Raw genomic sequence first — 23,442 nt, forward strand, 5'->3', positions numbered from 1 at the left:
ACTTACTTATGCAGTTGTAATAAAAATTAAAAGTGACCCGTACGGGACTCGAACCCGTGTTACCGCCGTGAAAGGGCGGTGTCTTAACCGCTTGACCAACGGGCCATATTCTTAATAGATAAATAACACAAAATATATTATACCATGAAGAGAAATTTGAATACAATAGTTTTTTGTAGTTTTAACTAGTGGAATTGATTAATTTCTTAATTGTGTCTTGTAGTTTTGATTTCGAAGCCGAGCTAACACCAGATCACGCCTTCATAACAACTAATCAAAAAAACACCTCGATTAAAAATCGAGGTGCTTCATGATATATAACTTATGCCCAGAAGTCTTTTAGTAAGTTTGTTTGGTTACGGTCTGGACCTACTGAGAAGATAGAGATAGATACACCACTTAGCTTCTCAATTTCACGCAAGTAGTTATAAGCATTCTCAGGTAGTTCGTCTAATGACTTCACGCCCGTAATGTCTTCTGACCAACCTGGCATTTCTTTGTAGATTGGTTTTGCACGTTTTAAGTCTTCTAATGTTGCTGGGTATTCTGTAATTTCAACACCATCGATTTCATAGGCTGTACAAATTTTAACCGTTTCTAATCCACTTAATACGTCGATCGAGTTAAGTGATAGGTCCGTAATACCACTCACACGGCGTGAGTGACGTAAAACAACTGAATCGAACCAACCAATACGACGTGGACGGCCTGTTGTTGTGCCGTACTCGCGTCCGATTTCACGGATGTGATCGCCGTCTTTATCAAATAGTTCTGTTGGGAATGGACCATCTCCAACACGTGATGTATAGGCTTTACACACACCGACAACATTTTTCACGTTTGCTGTACCAACACCACAACCAACTGTCACATTACCTGCAACTGGGTTACTTGATGTAACGAATGGATAAGTACCATGATCTACATCTAACATGATACCTTGTGCACCTTCGAATAGTACATTTTCATTACCTTGGAAAGCATCATCTAGTAGCTTAGAAGTATCACATACATACGGTGCTAAACGTTCTGCAGCTGCTTTATATGGTTCGTAAATTTCTTCGTATGTGAAGCCATCGTGATCATATAAAGCTTTTAATGTATGATTTTTGATCTTAAGGTTTTCCGATAAACGACGCTCGAAAACTTCAGCATCTATTAAATCTGCCATGCGAATACCGATACGCTGAACTTTATCGACATAAGAAGGGCCAATTCCTCGTTTAGTTGTACCAATTTTATTATCTCCACGAGCTTCTTCTTCCAACTCATCCTGGAGTAGGTGATACGGTAAGATGACTTGTGCACGGTTCGAAATTCGTAAGTTATCTACACTCACACCACGTTCGATTAATCCATCAAGCTCTTTGATTAAAGAGATTGGATCGATAACAACCCCGTTACCGACGACTGCAAGCTTGTCTTCGTAGAAAATTCCTGATGGTACCAAGTGAAGTTTATATGTTTCTCCGCCAAATTGAATCGTATGACCTGCATTATTTCCGCCTGAGAAACGTGCAATAACGTGTGCATCTTCAGATAGGAAATCTGTAATCTTTCCTTTACCTTCGTCTCCCCATTGTGTTCCAACAACTACTGTTCCAGACATATGATTGCCTCCAAATGATTGATTATTTACCGTTTATTATTCTACCAATCTTCATACTAAAAATCAAGAAAGTCCGAACGTTTTTCACAATGGTCATGAAAAACATTCGGACTTTTAAGCTGGCGGTATATAATTATCGTCATAATCTCTTCGATCTTGATCGAAAAAGCTGCTATACGATTTGTTGAATATCAGTTTAACTGTCCCTGTAGGACCGTTACGGTGCTTAGCTAATATAATTTCTATTTCATCTTGAACACTCTGAGCACCTTCTTCGTCATCCTCACCATCACCACGATTATAATAATCATCACGGTATAAGAAGGCAACGATATCTGCATCTTGCTCAATTGAGCCTGACTCACGTAAGTCACTCATCATCGGTCTTTTATCCTGTCTTGCTTCAACACTACGAGAGAGCTGACTCAGTGCAATGACAGGGCACTGCATTTCACGTGCTAAGCCTTTTAGCATACGTGAAATCTCTGAGACTTCCTGCTGACGGTTTTCACCTTGACGACTTCCCGAACCTTGAATGAGTTGTAGGTAGTCAATGATGACCATATCGAGGCCATGTTCTTGTTTGAGTCTTAAGCACTTCGCTCTAATCTCATTGACACGTATACCCGCTGAATCATCGATGAAGATCTTAGAGTTCGCCAGTGTACCGATTGCCGTTGTGAAGTTATCCCAGTCCTGATGGTCGAGTGAGCCTTGACGGAGTTTCGTCGCGTCGATCATACCCTGACTCGATATCATCCTACTTACCAATTGATCCGCACCCATCTCGAGTGAAAATACAGCAACAGTGTAGCCTGCAGGTGCAGTCCCAACATGGCTCGCAATGTTTAAAGCGAAAGCCGTTTTACCCATAGAGGGGCGGGCTGCAAGGATAATCAAATCGTTACGACCAAAACCGGACGTCATGAAGTCTAAATCACGGAACCCTGTCGGGATACCCGTAATACCATTATCATTACCAGCTAGCGCTTCAATTTGTTCATAAACTTCATGCACAACGTCTTTCATAGACTTAAAGCCGTCATTACGACGACCTTCAGAAACACCCATAATACGTGCTTCAGCTTCTGAAAGTAAGTCATTTATGTCGACTTCATTTTGAAAACCATCATTCGCAATTTCATCTGCGACTGCAATCAATTTACGTCTAAGCGACTGTCTTGCAATAATATCTGCATAGAACTGCCAGTTACGACTCGTCGGTGTGACATTTGCGAGTTCCGCTAAATAACGTGGGTTAACCGTGTTATTGAGTTCATCCATCGACCTTAACTTATCTGAAATCGTTACGACATCGAGCTCAGCATTTTCTTCAGATAATATCATCATCGCCCGGAAAATATGTTGATGCTCATGCCTAAAGAAATCTTCAGGTTCAAGGACTTCTGTCACATTTAAAAAGATAGAGGAATCGATAAAGATTGCCCCGAGCACCGATTGTTCTGCATCATTATCGTGTGGCATGCGGCGATTCATTTCCATTATCGATTCCTCCTAACTTAAATTTACTGTTCAACAACGTGTACTTTTAACTCTGCTTCCACTTCACTATGAAGTTTGATATTCACTTTATGGTAGCCCAAACTCTTAAACGGTTCTGGCATATCTAACTTACGCTTATCTAATTTTATGTCATGCTGACTTTGGTATGCTTCAATAACTTGCTTAGAACTAACGGATCCAAATAGACGACCGTCTTCTCCAGCTTTAGTTTTGATTTCAACTTCTTTACCTTCAAGTTCAACTTTTAAATCTTTAGCTGCTTGAAGTTCATCAGCTTCTTGTTGACGAACCTCTTCGTTATGCGCTTCTAATTTTTTTAAATTTGTTTGATTTGCTTCTTCTGCAAGTCCTTTTTTAAACAAGAAGTTATGTGCATAACCTGTTGCTACTTCTTTTACTTCGCCTTTTTTCCCTTTGTTCTTAACATCTTGTAAAAATATTACCTTCATTCTGTGTCACTCCTATTATTAATAAAAGTATCAATGACTTCTTTTAATTCATTATACGCTTCATCCATAGTTTTGCCTTCTATACGGGTTGCAGCATTCGTTAAGTGTCCGCCGCCGTTCATTTCTTCCATGATGATTTGGACATTGACTTGGCCTAGAGAACGCGCTGAAACACCAATCGTTTCATCTTCTCTAATCGCCATAACAAATGATGCCTGAACACCTTCAATTTGTAGTAGTTGGTCTGCAGCCTGAGCTACTGTCACTGGATGATATGTCATCGTATCATCTGCCTTAACGATTGCGATACCCTTGTCGCTTATTTCGGCTGACTTAATTAAGTCACTGCGGGCAATAAACGTATCAATATCATCTTTTAAGAAGGTTTGTGCAAGTACAGGATCCGCACCGTTACTACGCAAGTAACTTGCCGCATCAAAGGTACGTGACCCCGTACGTAGTGTATAGTTTCTCGTATCAACAATAATACCAGTCAACATAATCGTTGCCTCAATACGAGAGAGTTTCTTCTGTTTATTTTGATATTCTAATAACTCTGCAACAAGCTCACTCGCACTAGAAGCATAAGGCTCCATGTAGACGAGTAGGGGACTTGATATCATATCATCTGCACGTCTGTGGTGGTCGATAACCACTTTTCTCGTCGCTTTATTAAGAATATCTTCATCAAGCACCATGGACGGACGGTGTGTATCAACGATAACAACCGTTGTTTTCGGTGACATCATATCCCATGCATCTTCGCTATTTATAAAGATATTATATAAGTCTTCTTTAGCTTCGACTTCTTTCATCAAGCGGGATAAAGTATCATCGATATCCTCATCATTTAAGATGATATTTGCTTTAATTCCATTGGAAGAGGCAATCTTCGCAACTCCAATTGAAGAACCAATTGAGTCAACGTCAGGGTTCTTGTGCCCCATAATTATGACATTGTCACCCTCTAAGAGGATATCTCTTAAAGCATGAGCCATTACGCGTGCTTTAACACGTGTACGTTTTTCCATTGGATCTGTCTTACCACCATAGAATCTAGCACTTCCATTGATGGTTTTAATAGCAACTTGGTCGCCACCGCGCCCGAGTGCTAAATCTAGTGAAGATTGCGCCAGTTCACCAACTTCAATATAGTCACTTGAACCTTCACCAATACCGATACTTAAAGTAATTTGAGCACCATGTGCATCTGAGCTCTCACGTACCTGGTCAAGTAAAACAAATTTAGTCTCTTCAATTTTAGATAGACTTTTAGCTGACATCACCATAATAAATCGGTCATTAGAAAAACGTCTTAAATAGACATGATTTTCTGTTGCCCAATCATTAATGATGTTAGTCAGACTATTGTTTAAATCACTCTTAAGAGCCTCTGTCATGTTCTGAGTCATGTCATCATAATTATCGAGGAATAAAATTCCGATGACAGGATCCTTATCTTCTAAGGCAACTTCCATATTTTTCTCATCTGTAATATCAAGGAGTAGAAGTGAATTATGTTCATCATAATAGTGAACCTGATAATTCCTATCTCCATATGATGTATCAATAGACTGTATGTTATTCGCTTTTAAGGTTGTCATGATATTCGGGAAGACTCTGTTGATTGGTTCATGGTGATAATCTTCAGGAATCTGCTCACACATATAGTGGTTCATCCATGCGATTTCCTCATCGTCATTTAACATGATAACGCCAAGTGGTAGATTATCTACAACATATTTTCTTGCACCGGCCATATCTTTAGAAAGCTCTATTAAGCGATTCTCACTTAAGACGAGCCAACGGTGTAAATAAATATAAACCAAGATTAATATCACAATACTAACCAAGATAGCGATAATTCCAAATACCGTATAGTTCAGCACCATAGCAATGCTAAGTATTCCAATATGAAATGCCAATACGATAAAAGGTATGAGCATCAATTTTTTATCTAATACTCGAAACATTGCTACTTCCTCCTCAATTCCATAATCAACCTGATTCTAAATATCATTTCGAAAAGACCAATAAGAATTGTAAGTGGTCTAAAGATGGCAAGCGGAATCAAAATGATAATAGATAATACCTTATTTACCTTCTTGTTAATCATAAAATAATAAGCAAATGCAAGTCCATGAATGAAAATTGCTGATTCAACGATGATTGAGACATTACTATATAGTGATATTGTACTTTCTTCCCAGTTACCACTAAAGAGTGTAATTAAAAAGATAATCATGTATACATAAAGTAACATGCGTGGCATCATCCACTTATCAAAGCTTCTATAGTGCCACATTTTTGTCGTATCGTTTGGCAATATCCTAACGATAAGAATGACGTAAACTGCCAAGAAAAAGCTCCCTATGATGAGGAAGGCTGGTAGATTTTGAAAATATAAATCTAATGACTGCAAGATTGTCTCTGGATCTAGTGCTTCTGGTGTCAGTGCGCTAACTGAATTTAATTGTTCTTTATACCAGTCCCTAAATGTTGAATATATTTCCGATAAAGGTCTCAAGAAGCCCATCATTTGCATGATTAAAACCATGGCCATCACACTTAGGCCAAGTGCAAATGTCGTATAAAATATCGTGATTTCTTGAGACAATTTTTTCTTAAGTGTGTAATCTAACAGACTACTTATGATGTATAGAATGATGAAACATGCCGCTGCAAGCGGTGATAAAAAGAGCAAGGCTGGAACTAGGAAACTGAAGAATAGAATCCAGTAATTCGTTGCCGATTGCTGTTTAATTTTTATAAGTAAGTATACCGCGAATGGCATCACAACAGCACCAAATACCAAGGTGATCTCTGTGAGCATTATATAAACTGTAACAGCGAGCAGTGTAAGGGCTAAGGTACCCGTAGATATTTTGTTATTCAATGTTACACTCCTCTTTTAAAAATAAATGCTCCTATTAATTGCGAATAGGAGCATCGAGTATTTATATTATAACCTTTCAAGCTTCTCCTGACCACCCATATATGGTCGTAAAACTTCCGGAATTGTGACAGTACCATCTTCATTTTGATAGTTCTCAAGTAGGGCAGCCATCGTTCTTCCAACAGCAAGTCCACTACCATTTAAAGTGTGTAAAAGTTCCGCTTTAGAATCCTTATCACGCTTGAATTTAATATTGCCGCGACGTGCTTGGAAATCTGTCATATTTGAAATTGAACTGATTTCCTTATAATCATTGTAGCTTGGTAACCAAACTTCAACGTCGTATGTCTTAGAAGAACCAAAACCGATATCACCCGTACATAATAGCACCGTGCGGTGAGGGATTTCTAAAAGATTTAAGATGTTTTCTGCATGATTCGTCATCTCTTCTAGTGCTTGCCATGAATCTTCTGGACGTTCTAGGCGAACCATCTCAACTTTGTTGAACTGGTGTAAGCGAATTAAACCACGTGTATCTCTACCTGCTGAACCCGCTTCACTTCTAAAGCAAGCTGTTTGAGCAGTGAATTTCACTGGCAGTTGATCGTTCTTTAATGTTTCATCTTTGTGGAAGTTTGTGAGTGTCACTTCCGAAGTTGGAATCGTGTACATCTCTTCATCTTCAATTTTGAATAAGTCTTCACCGAATTTTGGTAATTGACCAGTCGCATACATTGCTTCAGCTCTAACAATTTGTGGCGTCATCATTTCACGGTAGTTGTTTTTTGCATGGACATCTAACATTAAGTTCATCAGTGCGCGCTCTAGACGCGCACCGTCACCTGTATGGTAGACAAAGCGCGCACCTGATACTTTAGCAGCACGGTCAAAGTCTGCAAGTTCTAGATCGTCTAGGATATCCCAGTGTGCTTTTGGCTCAAAGTCAAAGTTCCTCGGCTCTCCCGTACGTCTAATTTCTACATTTTCACTATCATCCTTACCTTGAGGCACATCATCATGAATTAGGTTTGGAATACGGCTCATTTTATCGTGAAACTCTTCTTCAATCGTATTTAAGCGCTCATCAATATCTTTGATTTCTTCTCCGACTTCACGCATTTCTTTAATGACATCATCAGCATCTTCTTTATTTTTCTTTTTAATTGCGATTTCTTGAGAGACTTTATTGCGCTGACTTTTCAATTCTTCTGTTTTTTGAATAAGTTCACGGCGTTCTGTATCCAAGGCTAAAATATCATCAATGACTACAGGGTCTAGTCCTCTAAGCTCAACTTTTTTCTTCACATTATCCGTATCTTTTCTAAGCAGTTTAATATCTAACATAATATGACCTCCAATTTTTATATTTATGCTCATTCAGATGATTAAAACAAAAAAACCACATCCCTGGTAAGGGACGTGGTCTACGCGTTGCCACCCTAATTAGCATCAGTAAACTGATACCATCTCTAACTGATAACGGCTTAAGCCGACTACTTCTTTACTGAAAGATAGAAATTCACAATTCCACCGGTTATTTTCACCAACCATAACCTCTCTTAAGTTGACGGTTTTGCTACTGCTTCTTTCGGAAGTAGTAAATATTAATTTGATGCTATCTTAGCTTATCAAACTAAAAATTGCAAGCTTATAACTTGAGCCCTGGACGTTCAAAAATAACCTGCCCATTTGCAATAACAGTATGAGCATGATTGACGCCGTAGTGATATGGAATATATTCATGATTCGGTGCATCCCAAATGACTAGGTTGGCATCATCACCTTCATCAAGCGTGCCTCTGTCCACATCGATCGCCTGTGCTGCATTGACTGTGACTGCATTCCAAATTTCATTCGGTGTCATCTTCAATTTTAAGGCTGCAATTGCCATAATCATCTGTAGATTATCTGTCACACAACTACCAGGGTTGTAATCTGTAGCAAGTGCAACAGCACCACCTTGGTCAATCATGCCACGCGCATCAGCAAATTCATTTTTGCCTAAGTAAAATGTTGTTCCTGGTAATAAGACAGCGACAGTATTTGAGTCAGCTAGTTGTTTTTTACCCGCTTCACTTGCCGCAACGAGGTGATCCGCACTAATCGCATCTTGTTCAATCGCGAGTTCTAAACCACCAAGTGGATCGATTTCATCTGCGTGGATTTTGACTCTAAATCCTTTTTCTCTAGCAGCTTCCATATATTTTCTTGATTGCTCTACAGAGAAGACGCCTGTTTCTGTAAAGATATCTGCAAAATCTGCTAAAACTTTTACATCATCAAGTAAGGCAATCATTTCATCCAGAAATTCTTCTGAGTCTCGTCCTTTAGGAACTGCATGTGGGCCTAAGAAGGTATGACGCATTTCAATCGGAAATACTGCTTCTAAACGTTTCGATACTTCGAGTTGTTTGAGTTCTGTTTCTTTGTCTAAGCCGTATCCGCTCTTACTTTCAACGGCCAGAACCCCATGTTGAATCATGCGAGTAATATTTTTAGCAGCCTTATTAAACAAGTCGTCGGCTGTTGCTTCTCTCGTTCTTTCAACGGTATTTAAAATACCACCACCTTGTTCTAGTATGGTTAAGTAGTCCACACCTTGGCGTTTCAGTGACATCTCATGTTCTCTTGAACCACCGTGAACCACATGTGTATGAGGCTCAACTAGGGCAGGAGAGACAATCATTCCTTGTGCATCAATGAATTCTTTAGCTTGAAAATCACTGGTATCTTTTCCTGCATAGACGATTTTTTTACCATTGATGACAACGACCGCATCATCAATGATTTCAAGTTCATCCATCTCTTTGCCTTTCAAAGGTCCTTCTGTTTTCTTCGGTAAAATTAAAGATTTTATATTTTTAATCATTAAGTCGTTCATTAGTGATTCTCCTTTAGCATTGGAATATTAACGCCTTTTTCCTTGGCTGTTTCAATCGCGATATCATAACCAGCATCAGCATGTCTTACAACACCCATACCCGGATCTGATGTTAATACACGTTCGAGACGGCGGGCTGCACGGTCGGTCCCATCAGCTACAACAACCATACCAGCGTGCAGCGAGTAACCCATACCGACGCCACCACCGTGGTGAACACTAATCCATGATCCGCCCGCAGCAGTATTAACTAGAGCGTTAAGAATTGCCCAGTCTCCAACTGCATCACTACCGTCTTTCATGCTTTCAGTTTCACGGTTCGGACTGGCAACGGAGCCTGAGTCCAAGTGATCTCGTCCGATAACAACGGGTGCTGAAATTTCACCTGACTTCACCATGTCATTTAAGGCTAGTCCCATTTTGGCACGTTCCCCATAGCCTAACCATGCAATTCTTGATGGTAGTCCCTGAAAAGCAATTTTCTCTTCTGCCATGTCTAACCAGCGTAATAGTTTTCCATTATCTGGGAACAGTTCACGCATCTTTTTATCAGCTGCTTCTATGTCTTTCGGATCACCACTTAAGGCTGCAAACCTAAATGGTCCTTTACCTTCACAGAATAAAGGTCGAATATAAGCTGGTACAAAGCCAGGGAAATCAAAGGCATTGTCTACGCCTGTATCAAAAGCGACTTGGCGAATATTGTTACCATAATCAAAGACGACTGAGCCATTTTTTTGAAAGGCTAACATCGCTTTGACGTGTTTGGCCATTGATTCACTTGATAATTTCACATATTTAACTGGGTCAGCTTCTCTTAAGAGTTTTGCTTCTTCTAAAGAATATACTTCAGGCACATAACCGTTTAAAGGATCATGAGCAGATGTTTGGTCAGTTACGACATCAATTTTAAAAGCACGACTTAGAATTTCATGGTGGACTTCAGCTGCATTACCTATGAGACCAATGGATAGGGGACGTCCTTCATTTCTTGCCTTGTCCGCTAAGTCTAATGCCTCATCCAGTGATGCTGTTTTCACATCTAGATAACGTGTTTCGATGCGTTTATCGATTCTAGTTTCGTCAACATCCACACAAAGCGCGACCCCTTCATTCATAGTGACTGCAAGTGGTTGTGCCCCGCCCATACCGCCTAAACCAGCAGTTAAGGTTACCGTTCCACGTAAACTACCACCGTAGTTTTGATTGGCAAGTTCTGCAAAGGTTTCATAAGTACCTTGGACAATGCCTTGTGAGCCGATGTAAATCCATGAACCTGCTGTCATTTGTCCGTACATCATGAGCCCTTTCTTATCTAGCTCATTAAAGTGTTCCCAGGTCGCCCATTTCGGTACCAGCACAGAGTTCGATAAGAGCACTCTCGGCGCTTCTTCATGTGTTTTAAATACTGCCACAGGTTTACCAGATTGGATCAGCATGGTTTCATTTGCTTCTAGATTTCTTAAAGTGTTTTCGATTGCTTCAAAAGATTCCCAGTTTCTAGCTGCTTTACCGATGCCACCGTAAACCACTAAATCTTCCGGACGTTCTGCTACTTCTGGATCTAAATTGTTATAGAGCATACGTAATGCCGCTTCTTGCTCCCAACCTTTACACTCGATTTCTAAGCCTTTTTTAGCTTTGATTTCTCTAACCATATTGGTCATCCCCTTTGATTTTTATAACATTTCTCTTAAAGCTGTTGATAGGTCGTTAATTTCATATGAAAAATTACGGTCCTGGTCTATGAAATCTGCAATCAGACGATATTCTTTGAATTTCTCAAAAGTTTTTGGTGATAATTTATCAATCCCTTTAATTTCTACTGCCGTTAAAGCTATAAAAAGCTCAGTCGCTAAGACATTTCTTGTGTTATTAATAATGTCTCTGGCATGCCTTGAACCAATAGTACCCATAGAAACGTGGTCTTCTTGGTTAGCTGATGATGGAATAGAATCCACACTCGCAGGGTGGGCGAGTGTTTTATTTTCAGATACTAGACTTGCTGCAGCATATTGTAAGATCATCGCACCGGATTGAAGTCCTTCTTCTGGACTTAAAAAGGCAGGTAGATCACCATTTAAGGCCGGGTTGACTAGGCGTTCAATACGTCTCTCTGAAATATTAGCAATTTCAGCGACTCCAATTTTTAAGAGATCCATTGCGATAGCGATCGGTTGCCCGTGAAAGTTACCTCCAGAAAATACTTCATCCTCACTAAAGATAAGTGGGTTATCATTTGCCGCATTCATCTCAATTTCTAATTTTTCTTTAACGTATTTTAGAGTCTGTAACGATGCCCCGTGGACTTGTGGAATGCATCTGAGTGAATAGCCATCTTGAACTCTTAAGTCACCTTGTCTCGTTGTTAACTCAGACCCTTCAAGATAGTCAAGCATTTGTTGTGCAGCATAGATTTGTTCTGGATAACCACGCGACTCATGAATCTGATGATTATAAGCATCTGTAATCCCGTTTAGTCCCTGATGAGTCAGTGAAGCAATCCAAAAGCTGTCCTGCATCATTTTTTCGGCCTCAATGTAATTAATGACCCCCTGAGCCGTCATAGGTTGAGTACCATTAATGAGTGCCAGACCTTCTTTGGCCTGAAGGGTAATAGGCTCGATACCTAGGGATTCTAGAACATTATGTGTCGGTTGACGTTCACCTAGATAGAAGACCTCTCCTTCACCAATTAAAGTGAGTGCCATATGAGACAGTGGTGCAAGGTCACCTGAGGCACCGAGTGAGCCTTGCTCAGGCACAACTGGAATAATCCGTTTGTTGATGAAGAGTTGTAGCTGATCAACAAGATCTCTTGTCACACCTGAATGTCCTTTAAGCATCGTGTTTAGTCTCAGTACCATCATGAGTAGAGCGACGGGTTCATCAAAGGGTTTACCCACACCACAAGCGTGCGAGCGGATTAGGTTCACTTGTAAGTCTTTCACCTTCTCTTTTGAAATCAACACATCACAAAAGAGACCAAACCCTGTTGTGATGCCGTATATTGTTTTTTCTTGGTCGATAATTTTATCGACTACTTTTCTTGAATCATCAACTTTCTGATAAGCTTCCTCGGTAATTTCTACGGTACTCTCTGTATTTCCCAGGAAATCTTTGAGCGACTCAATATTTAAATTTTCACCATCGAGCTGTAAAACTGTCATGTAATCCCTCCTAAATTTACCTATTAAAAAAAGACATAAAAATCCCTTTGGATTCTCATGTCCCTATTAGCTAATGTCTATGACACTGAATATTTAAATGTGATTAATGCCTAAGCCTAACGCTTCGTGTTCCTTACCTTTAATTGGTGCACCAATGGTACCGTAAAAGCAAACAGCGAGCCATTCACCCTCATCATCACTATCGTACGGATTCCCTCTGACAATTGAAAAACTTAATCCAACTGTACGCATGATGTCTCCAACACTGAGATCTCCACGAGTTACACCTTGTAAAGCTTCTAGAATCGCATGGTAGAGTGAGTGTGTTTCTCGGTAAATATCACCATCAATAATATCACCACGTTTTGCAGCAGTTTCTACCGATGAGATGACCTTTTTTAAATCCATAGAGCCTACCTTACCCGTCATGATTTTAAATGATTTAAACTGAGGTAAGATGTCTAGGGCTGTTTTTTCATCTGTCAATGCAACAAGTGTAGTGAACTTTCCAAAATCACGATGCGTATTTTGATTCATATCTATTTATACCTACCTAATGTCTAATAACTGCATCCATTATAGCGCTTTCATTTTTAGAATACAAGAATGTTGTATTTTTTAGATTGGGCGATAATGCTAAATTTATTTATATTATTGAAAGAGGGTATGACTATGTTTAAAAAGACGAATATCTTAAGACTCTCCTTAAGTTTTTTAGTCGTCATTCTATTATTTTTCGGATTTTTAATCGGTATACAATTCTTCACAGCAGAAGTTGATATTCTCTTCGTTCAATATTTACTCGCAGCTGTTCTGTGGATCGATATGATTTTAGGTCTCTTGATTATATTTTGCTTGTTCCAAATGCTATCACTTATAGACAAAGATGTGATATTTACATCACGTGCACTCTTGGTCATGACTCGTATTCAGAAGCTTATTCTTGCTATTGCCGTTATTTCTTTAGGCCTCATGCCATTCTTTGTCACAGTCGCTCACCTTGATGACGCACCAGGCTTTGTCCTATTTGGCGTCGGTATACTATTCATACCGTTCGCTATTTATTTCTTAGTATTGGTATTGAAAGATATACTGATTAAGGCGATTGATCTGCAGAAAATTCCGTAGGTATCCTTTCTACGCGAACTCATTTTATTTTCGTAGCTCAGCAAACATCCTAAACACAAAAAATCCCCCTGTTTTCAAAAAAACAGGGGGATTAATCAATCTATATCTTATTTTTCCTCGGAATCAGTAGCTGAATCAGATTCTTCTTCTGACTTGCCTTCAGGTTCCAAGGAATCCTCAGTTCCGTCAGTTTCTTCTTCTAATTCTTCTTCACCGATTTCGCTTTTCACTACTGCAACAGTTCCAACATCTTGATTGTCATCAAGACGAATGAGGCGAACACCTTGAGTGCTACGACTCATCACTGAAATAGTGTCGATAGTTAAACGGATGATCACACCTTTTTCTGTGACAATCATCATGTCTTCATCTCGATCAACTGATGCGATAAAGACAAGTTTACCGTTTTTATCATTGAGCTGAGCTGTTTTAACACCGTAACCGCCTCGATTGATGGAACGGTACTGATCTTCATGAGTGAGTTTACCGTAACCTTTGTCAGTAACGACTAAGACATGTTGACCGGATTCTAGGACGTCTACACCAATGACTTGGTCATCTCCACGGAGCTTAATACCTTTAACGCCTGCCGCAGTACGTCCCATTTCTCTCACTTGTGTTTCTTCAAAACGGACAAGGGAACCGTCTCTTGTTCCAAGAATAACTTCTTTAGAACCGTCAGTTAAACGGACACCAAGCAATTCATCATCTTCTTTGAAGCGAATCGCAATCTTACCGTTTTTATTTATGCTCTTGAACTCATCGAGTGCTGTACGTTTAACTTGACCATGTTTGGTTGCAAAGAGTAGGTTATACCCTTCTGTCTCTTCTTTGTCTTTCACACTGATCATCGTCGAAATAAATTCATCTTTTTCGATTTCAATCATATTTACAATCGGAATACCCTTAGACTGACGTGATAACTCAGGAATTTCGTATCCTTTCAGTCGATATACTCTACCTTTATTTGTAAAGAACATGATGTAATCATGCGTACTCATCGTCACAATCTGGCTCACAAAGTCGTCATCTACTGTATTCATACCTTGAATACCACGACCACCTCTATGCTGTGCGCGATATGTCGACACTGGAAGACGTTTAATGTAGCTGTTATGACTAAGTGTGACAACGATATTTTCTCTTGGAATAAGATCTTCATCTTCAATATCAGAGATGTTACCGATTGTAATTTCTGTACGACGATCGTCACCGAATTTGTCACGAATCTCTGTTAATTCCTCTTTGATAACTTCAAGTAACTTATTGTCATCATCTAAAATTGCTTTTAGATATTCAATCGTTTTTAGCAATTCGTCGTATTCAGACTGGATTTTATCCCTTTCTAAACCTGTTAAACGACGTAATCTCATATCGAGAATCGCTTGTGCTTGACGCTCAGAGAATTCGAATTGACTCATCAAACTCGTCTTCGCTTCTTCATCAGTCGCTGAGGCACGAATCGTCTTGATGATTTCGTCGATGTAATCAAGCGCCTTTAATAGACCTTCTAGAATGTGCGCACGATCTTGCGCACGTTTTAATTCATACTTCGTACGACGTGTCACAACATCTTTCTGGTGCTCTAAGTAGTAATATAATACTTCTTTAAGACTGAGTACTTTCGGTTCACCATTCACAAGGGCAAGCATATTAATACCAAATGATGTCTGAAGGGGCGTCTGTTTATATAAATTATTCAATATAACATTCGCATTCTTATCTTTACGGATTTCAATAATGATTCTTACGCCTTCTTTAAGGCTGGTTTCATCACGTAAATCTGTAATACCTTCGATTTTCTTATCTCTTACGAGCTCAGCAATTTTTTCTACTAGACGTGCCTTGTTTACCTGATATGGAATTTCAGAGACAACGATACGTTCTTTACCATTCTTCATCTCTTCAATTTCACAACGTGCACGCATCATAATAGAACCGCGTCCTGTTTCATAGGCACGCTTAATGCCACTCTTACCAATAATCAAACCTGCTGTCGGAAAGTCTGGTCCTGAGACAAATTCCATCAATTCTGAAGCCGTTACATTTGGGTTATCAGCAAGTGCTAAGACTGCATTTGTCACTTCACGTAGGTTATGCGGTGGAATGTTCGTTGCCATCCCAACTGCAATACCACTTGAACCGTTGACGAGTAGGTTAGGGAAACGAGCTGGTAAAACAGACGGTTCGCGTTCATTCTCATCATAGTTCAATTGGAAGTCCACGGTATCCTTGTTGATATCACGCATGAGTTCCATGGAAATCTTACTCATTTTTGCTTCAGTGTAACGCATTGCTGCTGCCCCGTCACCATCCATAGAACCGAAGTTCCCTTGACCGTGAACGAGTGGGTAACGGTAAGAAAAAACTTGAGCCATACGTACCATAGCATCATAGATGGAAGAGTCGCCGTGTGGGTGATATTTACCCATAACGTCTCCGACGATACGAGCAGATTTTTTAAATGGTTTGTCAGAAGTCATGCCATTGTCATGCATGCCGTAAAGAATTCTACGATGTACGGGTTTCATTCCATCTCGAACGTCTGGTAAAGCACGTGAGACGATGACACTCATGGCATAGCTTAAAAACGAGCTTCGCATCGTTTTCGTTATATTAATCTGTTGAAATTTTTCTTCTTGGTCTGCCATAATTCAAGTCTCCTTTTTAAACGTCGAGATTTTCTACGTATCTCGCATTTTCTTCAATAAAGTTTCTGCGATGCTCAACGATATCACCCATCAACATTTCAAATGTCTGATCAGCTGCAATCGCATCATCCAGTTCTACTTGAAGTAACGTTCTATTTTCCGGATCCATTGTCGTTTCCCAAAGCTGATCGGCATTCATCTCACCGAGACCTTTGTATCTTGATATTGAGATCTTAGGTGTTTCCGGTAAAGTGCTGCGGAGGACATCGAGTGCCTCATCATCATACACATAGTGTTTTTTCTTCCCTTGCTCAACTTTGTAAAGTGGTGGCTGAGCAACATAGATATAACCGTGTTCAATCAACGGTCTCATAAATCTAAAGAAGAAGGTTAACAATAAGGTTCTAATGTGTGCGCCGTCGACGTCAGCATCTGTCATAATGACAACTTTGTGGTAACGTACTTTAGAAATATCAAATTCATCTCCAATACCACTACCTAGTGCTGTTACCATAGAACGGATTTCATTGTTGCCTAAAATACGGTCTAGACGTGATTTTTCAACGTTTAAAATCTTACCTCTTAACGGTAAAATAGCTTGATGCTTAGAGTCGCGACCAGATTTCGCTGAACCACCAGCAGAGTCACCCTCTACGATGAATAACTCACTTTTCGCAGGGTCTTTACTTGAGCAGTCTGCAAGCTTACCAGGAAGACTTGAAACCTCAAGCGCAGATTTACGACGTGTCATTTCACGTGCTTTTTTAGCTGCAACTCTAGCATGCTGAGCATTAATTCCTTTATCGACAATTATTTTAGCAGTTTGAGGATTTTCTAATAAGAAACGCTCAAAGCCAGCAGTAAACAATTGATCTGTGATTAATCTCGCTTCACTGTTACCAAGTTTGGTCTTCGTCTGACCTTCAAACTGAGGGTCAGTGTGCTTGATTGAAACCACTGCAGTTAGTCCTTCTCTAACATCTTCACCAGACAGTCTTTCATCAGTAGACTTAATTAGATTTTGTTTGGTTGCATAGTTATTAATGACCTTAGTTAAAGCACGTTTAAAGCCATCTTCATGCGTTCCGCCTTCATGCGTATAAATGTTGTTCGCATAAGTGAGGAGGGTTGTCGTATACCCATGATTATATTGCATGGCAATTTCAACTTCGATTTCATCTTTCTCATCGTCCATGTAGATAATTTCTTCATGTAAGGCATCTTTTGTCTTATTTAATTCCTCAACAAATGATTTAATTCCACCCTCGTACAAGTATTCAAAATGTACAGCTTCCTCATCGCGCTCATCTGTTAAGTTGATTTTCAGACCCTTGTTTAAGAAGGCGAGTTCTTTAATACGTTTTTGCAGAATTTCTAAATCGTATTCTGTCGTTTCTGTAAAGATTTCATCATCTGCTTTAAAGCGGATGACTGTACCTGTCTTATCAGTTTCACCAATCACTTTTAAATCAAAATCAGGAATACCAAGTGAATATGATTGATGATGAATTTTCCCATCAAGGTGAACGTACACTTCAAGTTTTGAACTCAGTGCATTAACAACCGATGAACCGACACCATGCAGTCCACCGGACACTTTATAACTGGAGCCATCAAATTTACCACCAGCATGTAGGACAGTTAAGATAACCTCAACCGCCGGACGTCCCATCTTCTCTTGAATATCGACTGGAATTCCACGACCGTTATCCGTCACTTTAACCCAGTTATCTTTTTCAATTGTGACATTGATTTCAGATGCATAACCCGCAAGGGCCTCATCGATACTGTTATCGACAATTTCCCATACTAAGTGATGTAATCCTCTGGATGACGTTGAACCAATATACATACCAGGTCTTTTTCTAACCGCTTCAAGTCCCTCAAGAACCTGAATCTGACTTGCACCATATTGATCTATATTTTCCTCTGCCATGTTCTCACCTTCCGCTATTCATCGATCTTAATTTGACCGTTTTCTATTTCGTACAGCTGCATATCATCCATAATCGCATGGTTGATATCGCTTATTGATGTCGTCGTAACAAAGGTTTGAACTCTGTTTCGAATCGACGTTAACAGATGTGCCTGACGTACTTCATCCAGTTCACTTAGTACATCGTCGAGTAACAAGACCGGATATTCTCCGACTTCCTCGTTAATCAACTCAAGTTCAGCAAGTTTCACAGACAAAGCTGTTGAACGTTGTTGTCCTTGGGAACCATAAGTTTGAACATCGAACTCATTGATCGTAAAACCGATATCATCTCTATGTGGTCCGACGAGCGATGTGCCACGTTCAATTTCCTTATCTAAGTTTTCACTGAGAAGCTTTGTAATCTCTTGTTGTAAATCGTCTGCATCCTCATTGTCATATTTAATATTCGGTTTATAAATGACTTTTAAGTCTTCTTTATTATTTGAAATATCTCTATGGATTTTTGATGCGTGTTTTTCAATCGTATCGATAAACTGCTTGCGCTTTATAATAATTCTCGTCGCATGCTCCGCCATCTGTTCATTCAGTACTTCAATCATGAGCTCATCGACCTTACGAGATTTTAAATACTGGTTCTTTTGAGCTAAGACCTTGTTGTAACTGGATAGATGACTGAGATACACTTTTGAAATTTGTCCGCACTCCATGTTAAGAAACTTACGTCTAACCTGAGGCGAACCTTTAACGATATTGAGGTCTTCCGGGGCGAAGAGCACAGTATTTAAATGGCCAATATACATAGACAACTTAGCAGACTCGAGGTGATTCACCTTAGCTCGTTTGCCGCCCTTACCGATACTGATCGATAGGGGAATGCTGGATGATTCTGTTGTCACTTGCCCATTAACGTAAGCTTCTTCTTGATTGAATTGAATTAATTCCTTATCTTTTGATGTCCGATGACTCTTCGCAAGTGATAAAAAGTATATCGCTTCTAAAAGATTCGTCTTCCCTTGGGCATTTGGCCCAATAAAAATATTTAACTTAGGATGAAAATCTAAAGATAAGGAATCATAATTACGAAAGTGAGTTATGGAAATACTGTTTAATATCATTGATCTGTATACTTAATTTTGTATTCGCCAATACCTTCGATGACGAGTTCATCTCCGTCATGAAGCTTCTTGCCACGACGATTTTCTTCTTCCCCGTTTAAAAACACTATATTTTCACTTAAAAACCATTTAGCTTGGCCACCCGTACCAATGATGTTTTGGTGTTTCAAAAATTGGCCTAACGTAATCAAACCGTTTAAATGAATTGTTTCCATAGACATAACCTCCTAGAACATACTCATTCATTATACTACATTTTTGATACTTTTTCACTTTTACAGGCCAAATAATGCCCACAGAGCGTTTTAAAGTCAAAAAGGTATTTACCTACCTAGTAAAAATAAAAAGTGACCAGAGGCCTTTTATTTAAAATAAAAGGCATGGTCACAAAATTAATTAACTATTTTTCTAGTAAGTTCTTATAGGTAAGATTAATTGCACAACTTCAGTCGAATCACTTGGCGTAATCGTAAATGGTCTCATCGTACCGAAAAATTCTACGGTTACTTCTTCAGATTGAATTGCACGTAGGGCATCCATCATATATTTCGAGTTAAATGAAATCTTAATGTCCTCACCTTCAATGCTAGATGCAGTAACTTCTTCGTTTACTGTCCCAACTTCAGGTGAATTAGATGTCAATTCCACATTTCCATTTTCTACTGACATGCGAATAACATTGTTGCCACCTTCTCTTGCAAGTAATGAAACTCGGTCTATAGCGTGATAGAACTCAGCATTATTTACATTGACTTTAGTTTCGTAATTCTCTGGGAAAAGACGTGTTGTATCTGGGTAATTTCCTTCGAGTAATCGAGAAATGAATCTCATATTGCCGTAAGTAAAGAGTACTTGGTTTTGTGATAGGTTTATTTCGACATCTTCATCAGAGTCTGACAAAATTTTACTTAATTCAGATAGAGACTTACCTGGAATAATTGCATTTGATGTATCAGTGTTGAATGTTTTATCCAATAATTTTCTAAGTGCAAGACGGTGAGAGTCTGTTGCTGTAAATGAAATATGATCATCTTTAAATAACCAGTTCACACCAGTTAAGACAGGTCTTGTTTCAGATAGGGATACTGCAAAGTTTGTCTGGTTAATAATCGTTTTTAAGACAGTTGAAGACATTACTAGGCTATCCGCTTCGTTAACTTCTGGTAAGAGAGGATATTGGTTTGCATCTTGACCACTTAAATTAAACTCTGATTTACCTGCGGTAATTTTAGTAGAGAACTGTTCATTGGTTTCTAGTTCAACAAAATCACCGGAAAGTTTTTTAATAATATCAACAAAGAAACGACCTGTTAAAACGACAGAACCTGGTGATTCTATTTCTAGAATTTCTTCGTTATCTATTTCTGTTGGTATTGTAATTTCTATAGAGATTTCGGAATCACTACCTGTGAGTACCATTTGATCATCTGAGACATCGATTTTTATTCCACTTAAAATAGGTAAAGTTGTTCTAGGTGAAATAGCTTTTAAGCAATGATTAAGTTGTTCGATGAAGTATTGTCTATTGATACTAATTTTCATAAGTATGTACTCCTTATTTATTAAATATATAGTAATAAAATAACAGTAATAATAGTAGGCCCTGTGAATTTGTGGAAAACTAAGTTAAAGCTTTAAGTATTAACTTATCCACATGTGCATAAAGTGTTGGTTCAAGTGTAACATTTATCCACAGTATTCACATTATTTTAATTGAGCTTACTTTCTATTTCTTTTAGTTCACTGTTGAAAAGTTCATCTTCAGCAACGAGCTTTGAAATTTTTTCATGTGCATGTATAACGGTTGTGTGATCTCGACCTCCAAAGACTTCGCCGATTTTTGGTAATGAATTATCGGTAAGTTCTCTCGATAAATACATGGCGACATGTCTAGGAAAGGCGATGGACTTCGTCCGTTTTTTAGATGATAGTTCATCAATATGAATGCCGTAATATTCACTGACAGCAAGCTGAATATCTTGAACAGTAATGCGCTTGGTTTGAGTCGTTGTCACGAGATCTTTTAAAGCTTCGGAAACAACTTCTGGCGTCATCGGTTGATTGGAAATCTTAGCATAGGCAGCAACGCGAGTTAAGGCACCTTCTAGCTCACGTATATTTGTGTGAATATGGTTTGCAATATATATCATGGCCTCGTTTGGAATCTCAACATTTTCTTCTTCACATTTCTTTCGTAAAATCGCAATTCTTGTCTCGAGGTCAGGTGGGGTGACATCGGTCATTAATCCCCATTCAAAGCGTGAACGTAAACGATCCTCCAAAGTAGGAATTTCTTTAGGGGTACGGTCACTTGATATGACAATTTGCTTATTATTTTCATGCAGGGAATTAAAAGTATGGAAGAATTCCTCTTGGGTAGATTCTTTTCCTGCTAAAAATTGAATATCGTCGATTAAAAGGACATCTACATTACGGTATTTATTACGGAATTCTTCTGTTTTGTTATCACGTATTGAGTTGATGAATTCATTAGTGAATTTTTCACTTGATAGATAGACCACCTTGGCATTTGGACGATTTTCTAAAACGAAATTACCGATCGCATGCATGAGGTGTGTTTTACCAAGTCCAACTCCACCATATATAAACAATGGGTTATATGCTTTAGCTGGTGCTTCAGCAACTGCGAGAGATGCTGCATGTGAGAAGCGGTTACCATTACCGATGACAAAAGTATCGAAGGTATGCTGCTCATTTAGAGCATGGTGTATTGGTGCAGTCTTAATACTCTCCTGCTGTGTATTTTTCTCTTCTGAAACCATTGGCGTAGTTTCGTCACCTTTGATGACAATTTGAACGGTGACCTTTTCTCCTATAGAGCTATAAATGCTATCTTCGATAATGCTTTTGTACTGCGTATTCAACCATTCTCTCTGAAAATCACTATCTGCTTTAATGACAGCATAGCTTGTATTCAAATCGACAAGTTCAGTATTTTTAAACCAAGTTTGAAATGTCACATTTTGAATATTATGGTTGCTTTTAATTTCTTCGAGTACTTTTTCCCAAATACTATTTAAACTACTCATAAAAAAATTCCTCTCTTATTCACAAATCACATGCTGTGGATAATACATTTACACAGGTGTAGAAAACTTTACACAGGTTATTCACAATCTGTGGATAACTATAGAAAACCATCTTCTTTTCCACAAGGATACGGGTAAAATTATAGCTTATTTAATTTGTGTTATCAATATTTTTCAGAGTTATTCACAATTTTCACAGCTTCCCACAAAATTTCTGACACAGCCTGTGCAAAAGTGGGAAACTCATTAAAAAAACTGTGTATAAGTGATATAATACTTAAAAGTTATCCACAGAATCTCTTGAAAAGATTAATTACTTCTAAATAAATATCAAATAAAAAGTTGAAAAAGCACCGTGTTTTTGGTATTCTTTAGTAGTTGCAATTCTAAGAGAATATAAAAACAGAGAAAAAATAAATGACGGAGGTGTCATATATGGTAAAACGTACGTATCAACCTAATAAACGTAAACGTGCTAAAGTACACGGTTTCCGTGAGAGAATGAGTTCTAAAAACGGACGCAAAGTTCTTGCGCGTCGTAGAAGAAAAGGAAGAAAAGTTCTTTCTGCATAACCATTAGATCATCTGACTAGGATGATCTTTTTTTTTGCGCAATGTCGAAAGTTTTATATAATAGAAGCTTTTTAGTATAATAATTAATCATAGATATGAAAGAGCGTAGTTAATGATGAAAAAGCGATTCAGAATTAAGAAAGAGAAGGACTTTAAGCTGATTTTCAAACGAGGTAAATCCTTTGCGAACAGGCAGTTTGTAGTGTACTTAAAAGACAATCAGGAAGTGCCACATTTAAGGCTCGGCATCAGCGTGTCAAAAAGACTTGGCAATGCTGTAAAAAGAAATCAGATTAAGCGTCGCATTCGTGCATTTTATCAGACTCATAAACATGAACTTATGCCATTAGAGTATGTAGTGATCGCTCGTAATCCTGTTAAGGATATGAACTATCATGAAATGGAAAAATCACTCTTACATGTCCTAAAAATAGCCAGGTGTATGAAATAATACGGG

General features: G+C 38.8%; 19 protein-coding genes, 2 tRNA genes and 1 other annotated feature (1 of these 22 running past the window's edge). Of the genes, 3 read left to right on the plus strand and 18 right to left on the minus strand.

Annotated elements, in window-relative coordinates; translation table 11 throughout:
• The 12 genes from EYB29_RS01765 to hutP all read right to left on the minus strand — a co-directional run.
• Window positions 1-6, minus strand: a tRNA-OTHER gene (locus EYB29_RS01765); it reaches 67 nt to the left of the window's first position.
• 27 nt (window positions 7-33) lie between these two features.
• Window positions 34-105 (minus strand) — tRNA-Glu (locus tag EYB29_RS01770).
• A gap of 217 nt (window positions 106-322) precedes the next feature.
• Window positions 323-1,609: an adenylosuccinate synthase gene (locus tag EYB29_RS01775; RefSeq protein WP_026867075.1), complete on the minus strand. Its 1,287-nt coding sequence runs from the start codon at window positions 1,607-1,609 to the stop codon at window positions 323-325.
• Between the two features lie 114 nt (window positions 1,610-1,723).
• On the minus strand, window positions 1,724-3,112 hold the full coding sequence (gene dnaB / locus EYB29_RS01780) for a replicative DNA helicase (RefSeq protein WP_240921813.1): 1,389 nt from the start codon (window positions 3,110-3,112) through the stop codon (window positions 1,724-1,726).
• Between the two features lie 23 nt (window positions 3,113-3,135).
• Window positions 3,136-3,582, minus strand: a complete 447-nt coding sequence (gene rplI / locus EYB29_RS01785) for a 50S ribosomal protein L9 (RefSeq protein WP_166626395.1) — start codon at window positions 3,580-3,582, stop codon at window positions 3,136-3,138.
• Window positions 3,579-5,555 (minus strand): DHH family phosphoesterase, encoded by a 1,977-nt coding sequence (locus tag EYB29_RS01790; RefSeq protein ID WP_166626396.1) that lies wholly within the window; start codon window positions 5,553-5,555, stop codon window positions 3,579-3,581. The genes rplI and EYB29_RS01790 overlap by 4 nt, the downstream gene beginning before the upstream one ends.
• Window positions 5,556-5,557: 2 nt before the next feature.
• The gene (locus tag EYB29_RS01795; RefSeq protein ID WP_026867079.1) at window positions 5,558-6,478 is read right to left on the minus strand and encodes a DUF2232 domain-containing protein; all 921 of its coding nucleotides are present in this window, start codon (window positions 6,476-6,478) and stop codon (window positions 5,558-5,560) included.
• 66 nt (window positions 6,479-6,544) lie between these two features.
• The gene (serS, locus tag EYB29_RS01800; RefSeq protein ID WP_166626397.1) at window positions 6,545-7,822 is read right to left on the minus strand and encodes a serine--tRNA ligase; all 1,278 of its coding nucleotides are present in this window, start codon (window positions 7,820-7,822) and stop codon (window positions 6,545-6,547) included.
• A 66-nt stretch (window positions 7,823-7,888) separates the two neighbouring features.
• Window positions 7,889-8,080: a binding site (T-box leader), on the minus strand.
• 46 nt (window positions 8,081-8,126) lie between these two features.
• Complete coding sequence (gene hutI / locus EYB29_RS01805) at window positions 8,127-9,359, minus strand: imidazolonepropionase (protein ID WP_166626398.1); 1,233 nt, start codon at window positions 9,357-9,359, stop codon at window positions 8,127-8,129.
• Entirely contained in the window at window positions 9,359-11,017 is a 1,659-nt protein-coding gene (hutU, locus tag EYB29_RS01810; RefSeq protein WP_166626399.1) for a urocanate hydratase, read from the minus strand. Before hutU ends, hutI begins: the two co-directional genes overlap by 1 nt.
• A gap of 21 nt (window positions 11,018-11,038) precedes the next feature.
• Window positions 11,039-12,529 (minus strand): histidine ammonia-lyase, encoded by a 1,491-nt coding sequence (hutH, locus tag EYB29_RS01815; protein WP_166626400.1) that lies wholly within the window; start codon window positions 12,527-12,529, stop codon window positions 11,039-11,041.
• A gap of 93 nt (window positions 12,530-12,622) precedes the next feature.
• The gene (hutP, locus tag EYB29_RS01820) at window positions 12,623-13,066 is read right to left on the minus strand and encodes a histidine utilization transcription antiterminator HutP (protein ID WP_026867084.1); all 444 of its coding nucleotides are present in this window, start codon (window positions 13,064-13,066) and stop codon (window positions 12,623-12,625) included.
• Window positions 13,067-13,201: 135 nt separating this feature from the next.
• Between hutP and EYB29_RS01825 the strand changes: the two genes are divergently transcribed.
• A complete protein-coding gene (locus EYB29_RS01825) occupies window positions 13,202-13,657 on the plus strand; it encodes a DUF2975 domain-containing protein (RefSeq protein ID WP_026867085.1) in 456 nt (151 codons plus the stop codon).
• Window positions 13,658-13,764: 107 nt separating this feature from the next.
• Here EYB29_RS01825 and gyrA read toward each other — a convergent pair whose 3' ends face one another.
• The 6 genes from gyrA to dnaA form a co-directional block, all read right to left on the minus strand.
• Window positions 13,765-16,308, minus strand: coding sequence for a DNA gyrase subunit A (gyrA, locus tag EYB29_RS01830; protein WP_166626401.1), 2,544 nt, complete (start codon window positions 16,306-16,308; stop codon window positions 13,765-13,767).
• 16 nt (window positions 16,309-16,324) lie between these two features.
• On the minus strand, window positions 16,325-18,244 hold the full coding sequence (gyrB, locus tag EYB29_RS01835) for a DNA topoisomerase (ATP-hydrolyzing) subunit B (protein ID WP_026867087.1): 1,920 nt from the start codon (window positions 18,242-18,244) through the stop codon (window positions 16,325-16,327).
• 14 nt (window positions 18,245-18,258) lie between these two features.
• The gene (gene recF / locus EYB29_RS01840) at window positions 18,259-19,362 is read right to left on the minus strand and encodes a DNA replication/repair protein RecF (protein WP_166626402.1); all 1,104 of its coding nucleotides are present in this window, start codon (window positions 19,360-19,362) and stop codon (window positions 18,259-18,261) included.
• Window positions 19,359-19,577: a S4 domain-containing protein YaaA gene (gene yaaA, locus EYB29_RS01845; protein ID WP_370545354.1), complete on the minus strand. Its 219-nt coding sequence runs from the start codon at window positions 19,575-19,577 to the stop codon at window positions 19,359-19,361. The genes recF and yaaA overlap by 4 nt, the downstream gene beginning before the upstream one ends.
• A 193-nt stretch (window positions 19,578-19,770) precedes the next feature.
• Window positions 19,771-20,904 (minus strand): DNA polymerase III subunit beta, encoded by a 1,134-nt coding sequence (gene dnaN, locus EYB29_RS01850; protein ID WP_166626403.1) that lies wholly within the window; start codon window positions 20,902-20,904, stop codon window positions 19,771-19,773.
• A gap of 167 nt (window positions 20,905-21,071) precedes the next feature.
• Window positions 21,072-22,412, minus strand: coding sequence for a chromosomal replication initiator protein DnaA (gene dnaA / locus EYB29_RS01855; RefSeq protein ID WP_166626404.1), 1,341 nt, complete (start codon window positions 22,410-22,412; stop codon window positions 21,072-21,074).
• A 435-nt stretch (window positions 22,413-22,847) separates the two neighbouring features.
• Between dnaA and rpmH the strand changes: the two genes are divergently transcribed.
• Complete coding sequence (gene rpmH, locus EYB29_RS01860; protein ID WP_026867092.1) at window positions 22,848-22,985, plus strand: 50S ribosomal protein L34; 138 nt, start codon at window positions 22,848-22,850, stop codon at window positions 22,983-22,985.
• A gap of 115 nt (window positions 22,986-23,100) precedes the next feature.
• Window positions 23,101-23,436 (plus strand): ribonuclease P protein component, encoded by a 336-nt coding sequence (rnpA, locus tag EYB29_RS01865; protein WP_026867093.1) that lies wholly within the window; start codon window positions 23,101-23,103, stop codon window positions 23,434-23,436.
• Window positions 23,437-23,442 lie beyond the last annotated feature (6 nt).

Origin of the sequence: Jeotgalicoccus sp. S0W5 (assembly GCF_011634875.1) — a bacterium.
GTDB classification, from domain to species: Bacteria; Bacillota; Bacilli; order Staphylococcales; family Salinicoccaceae; genus Jeotgalicoccus; species Jeotgalicoccus marinus.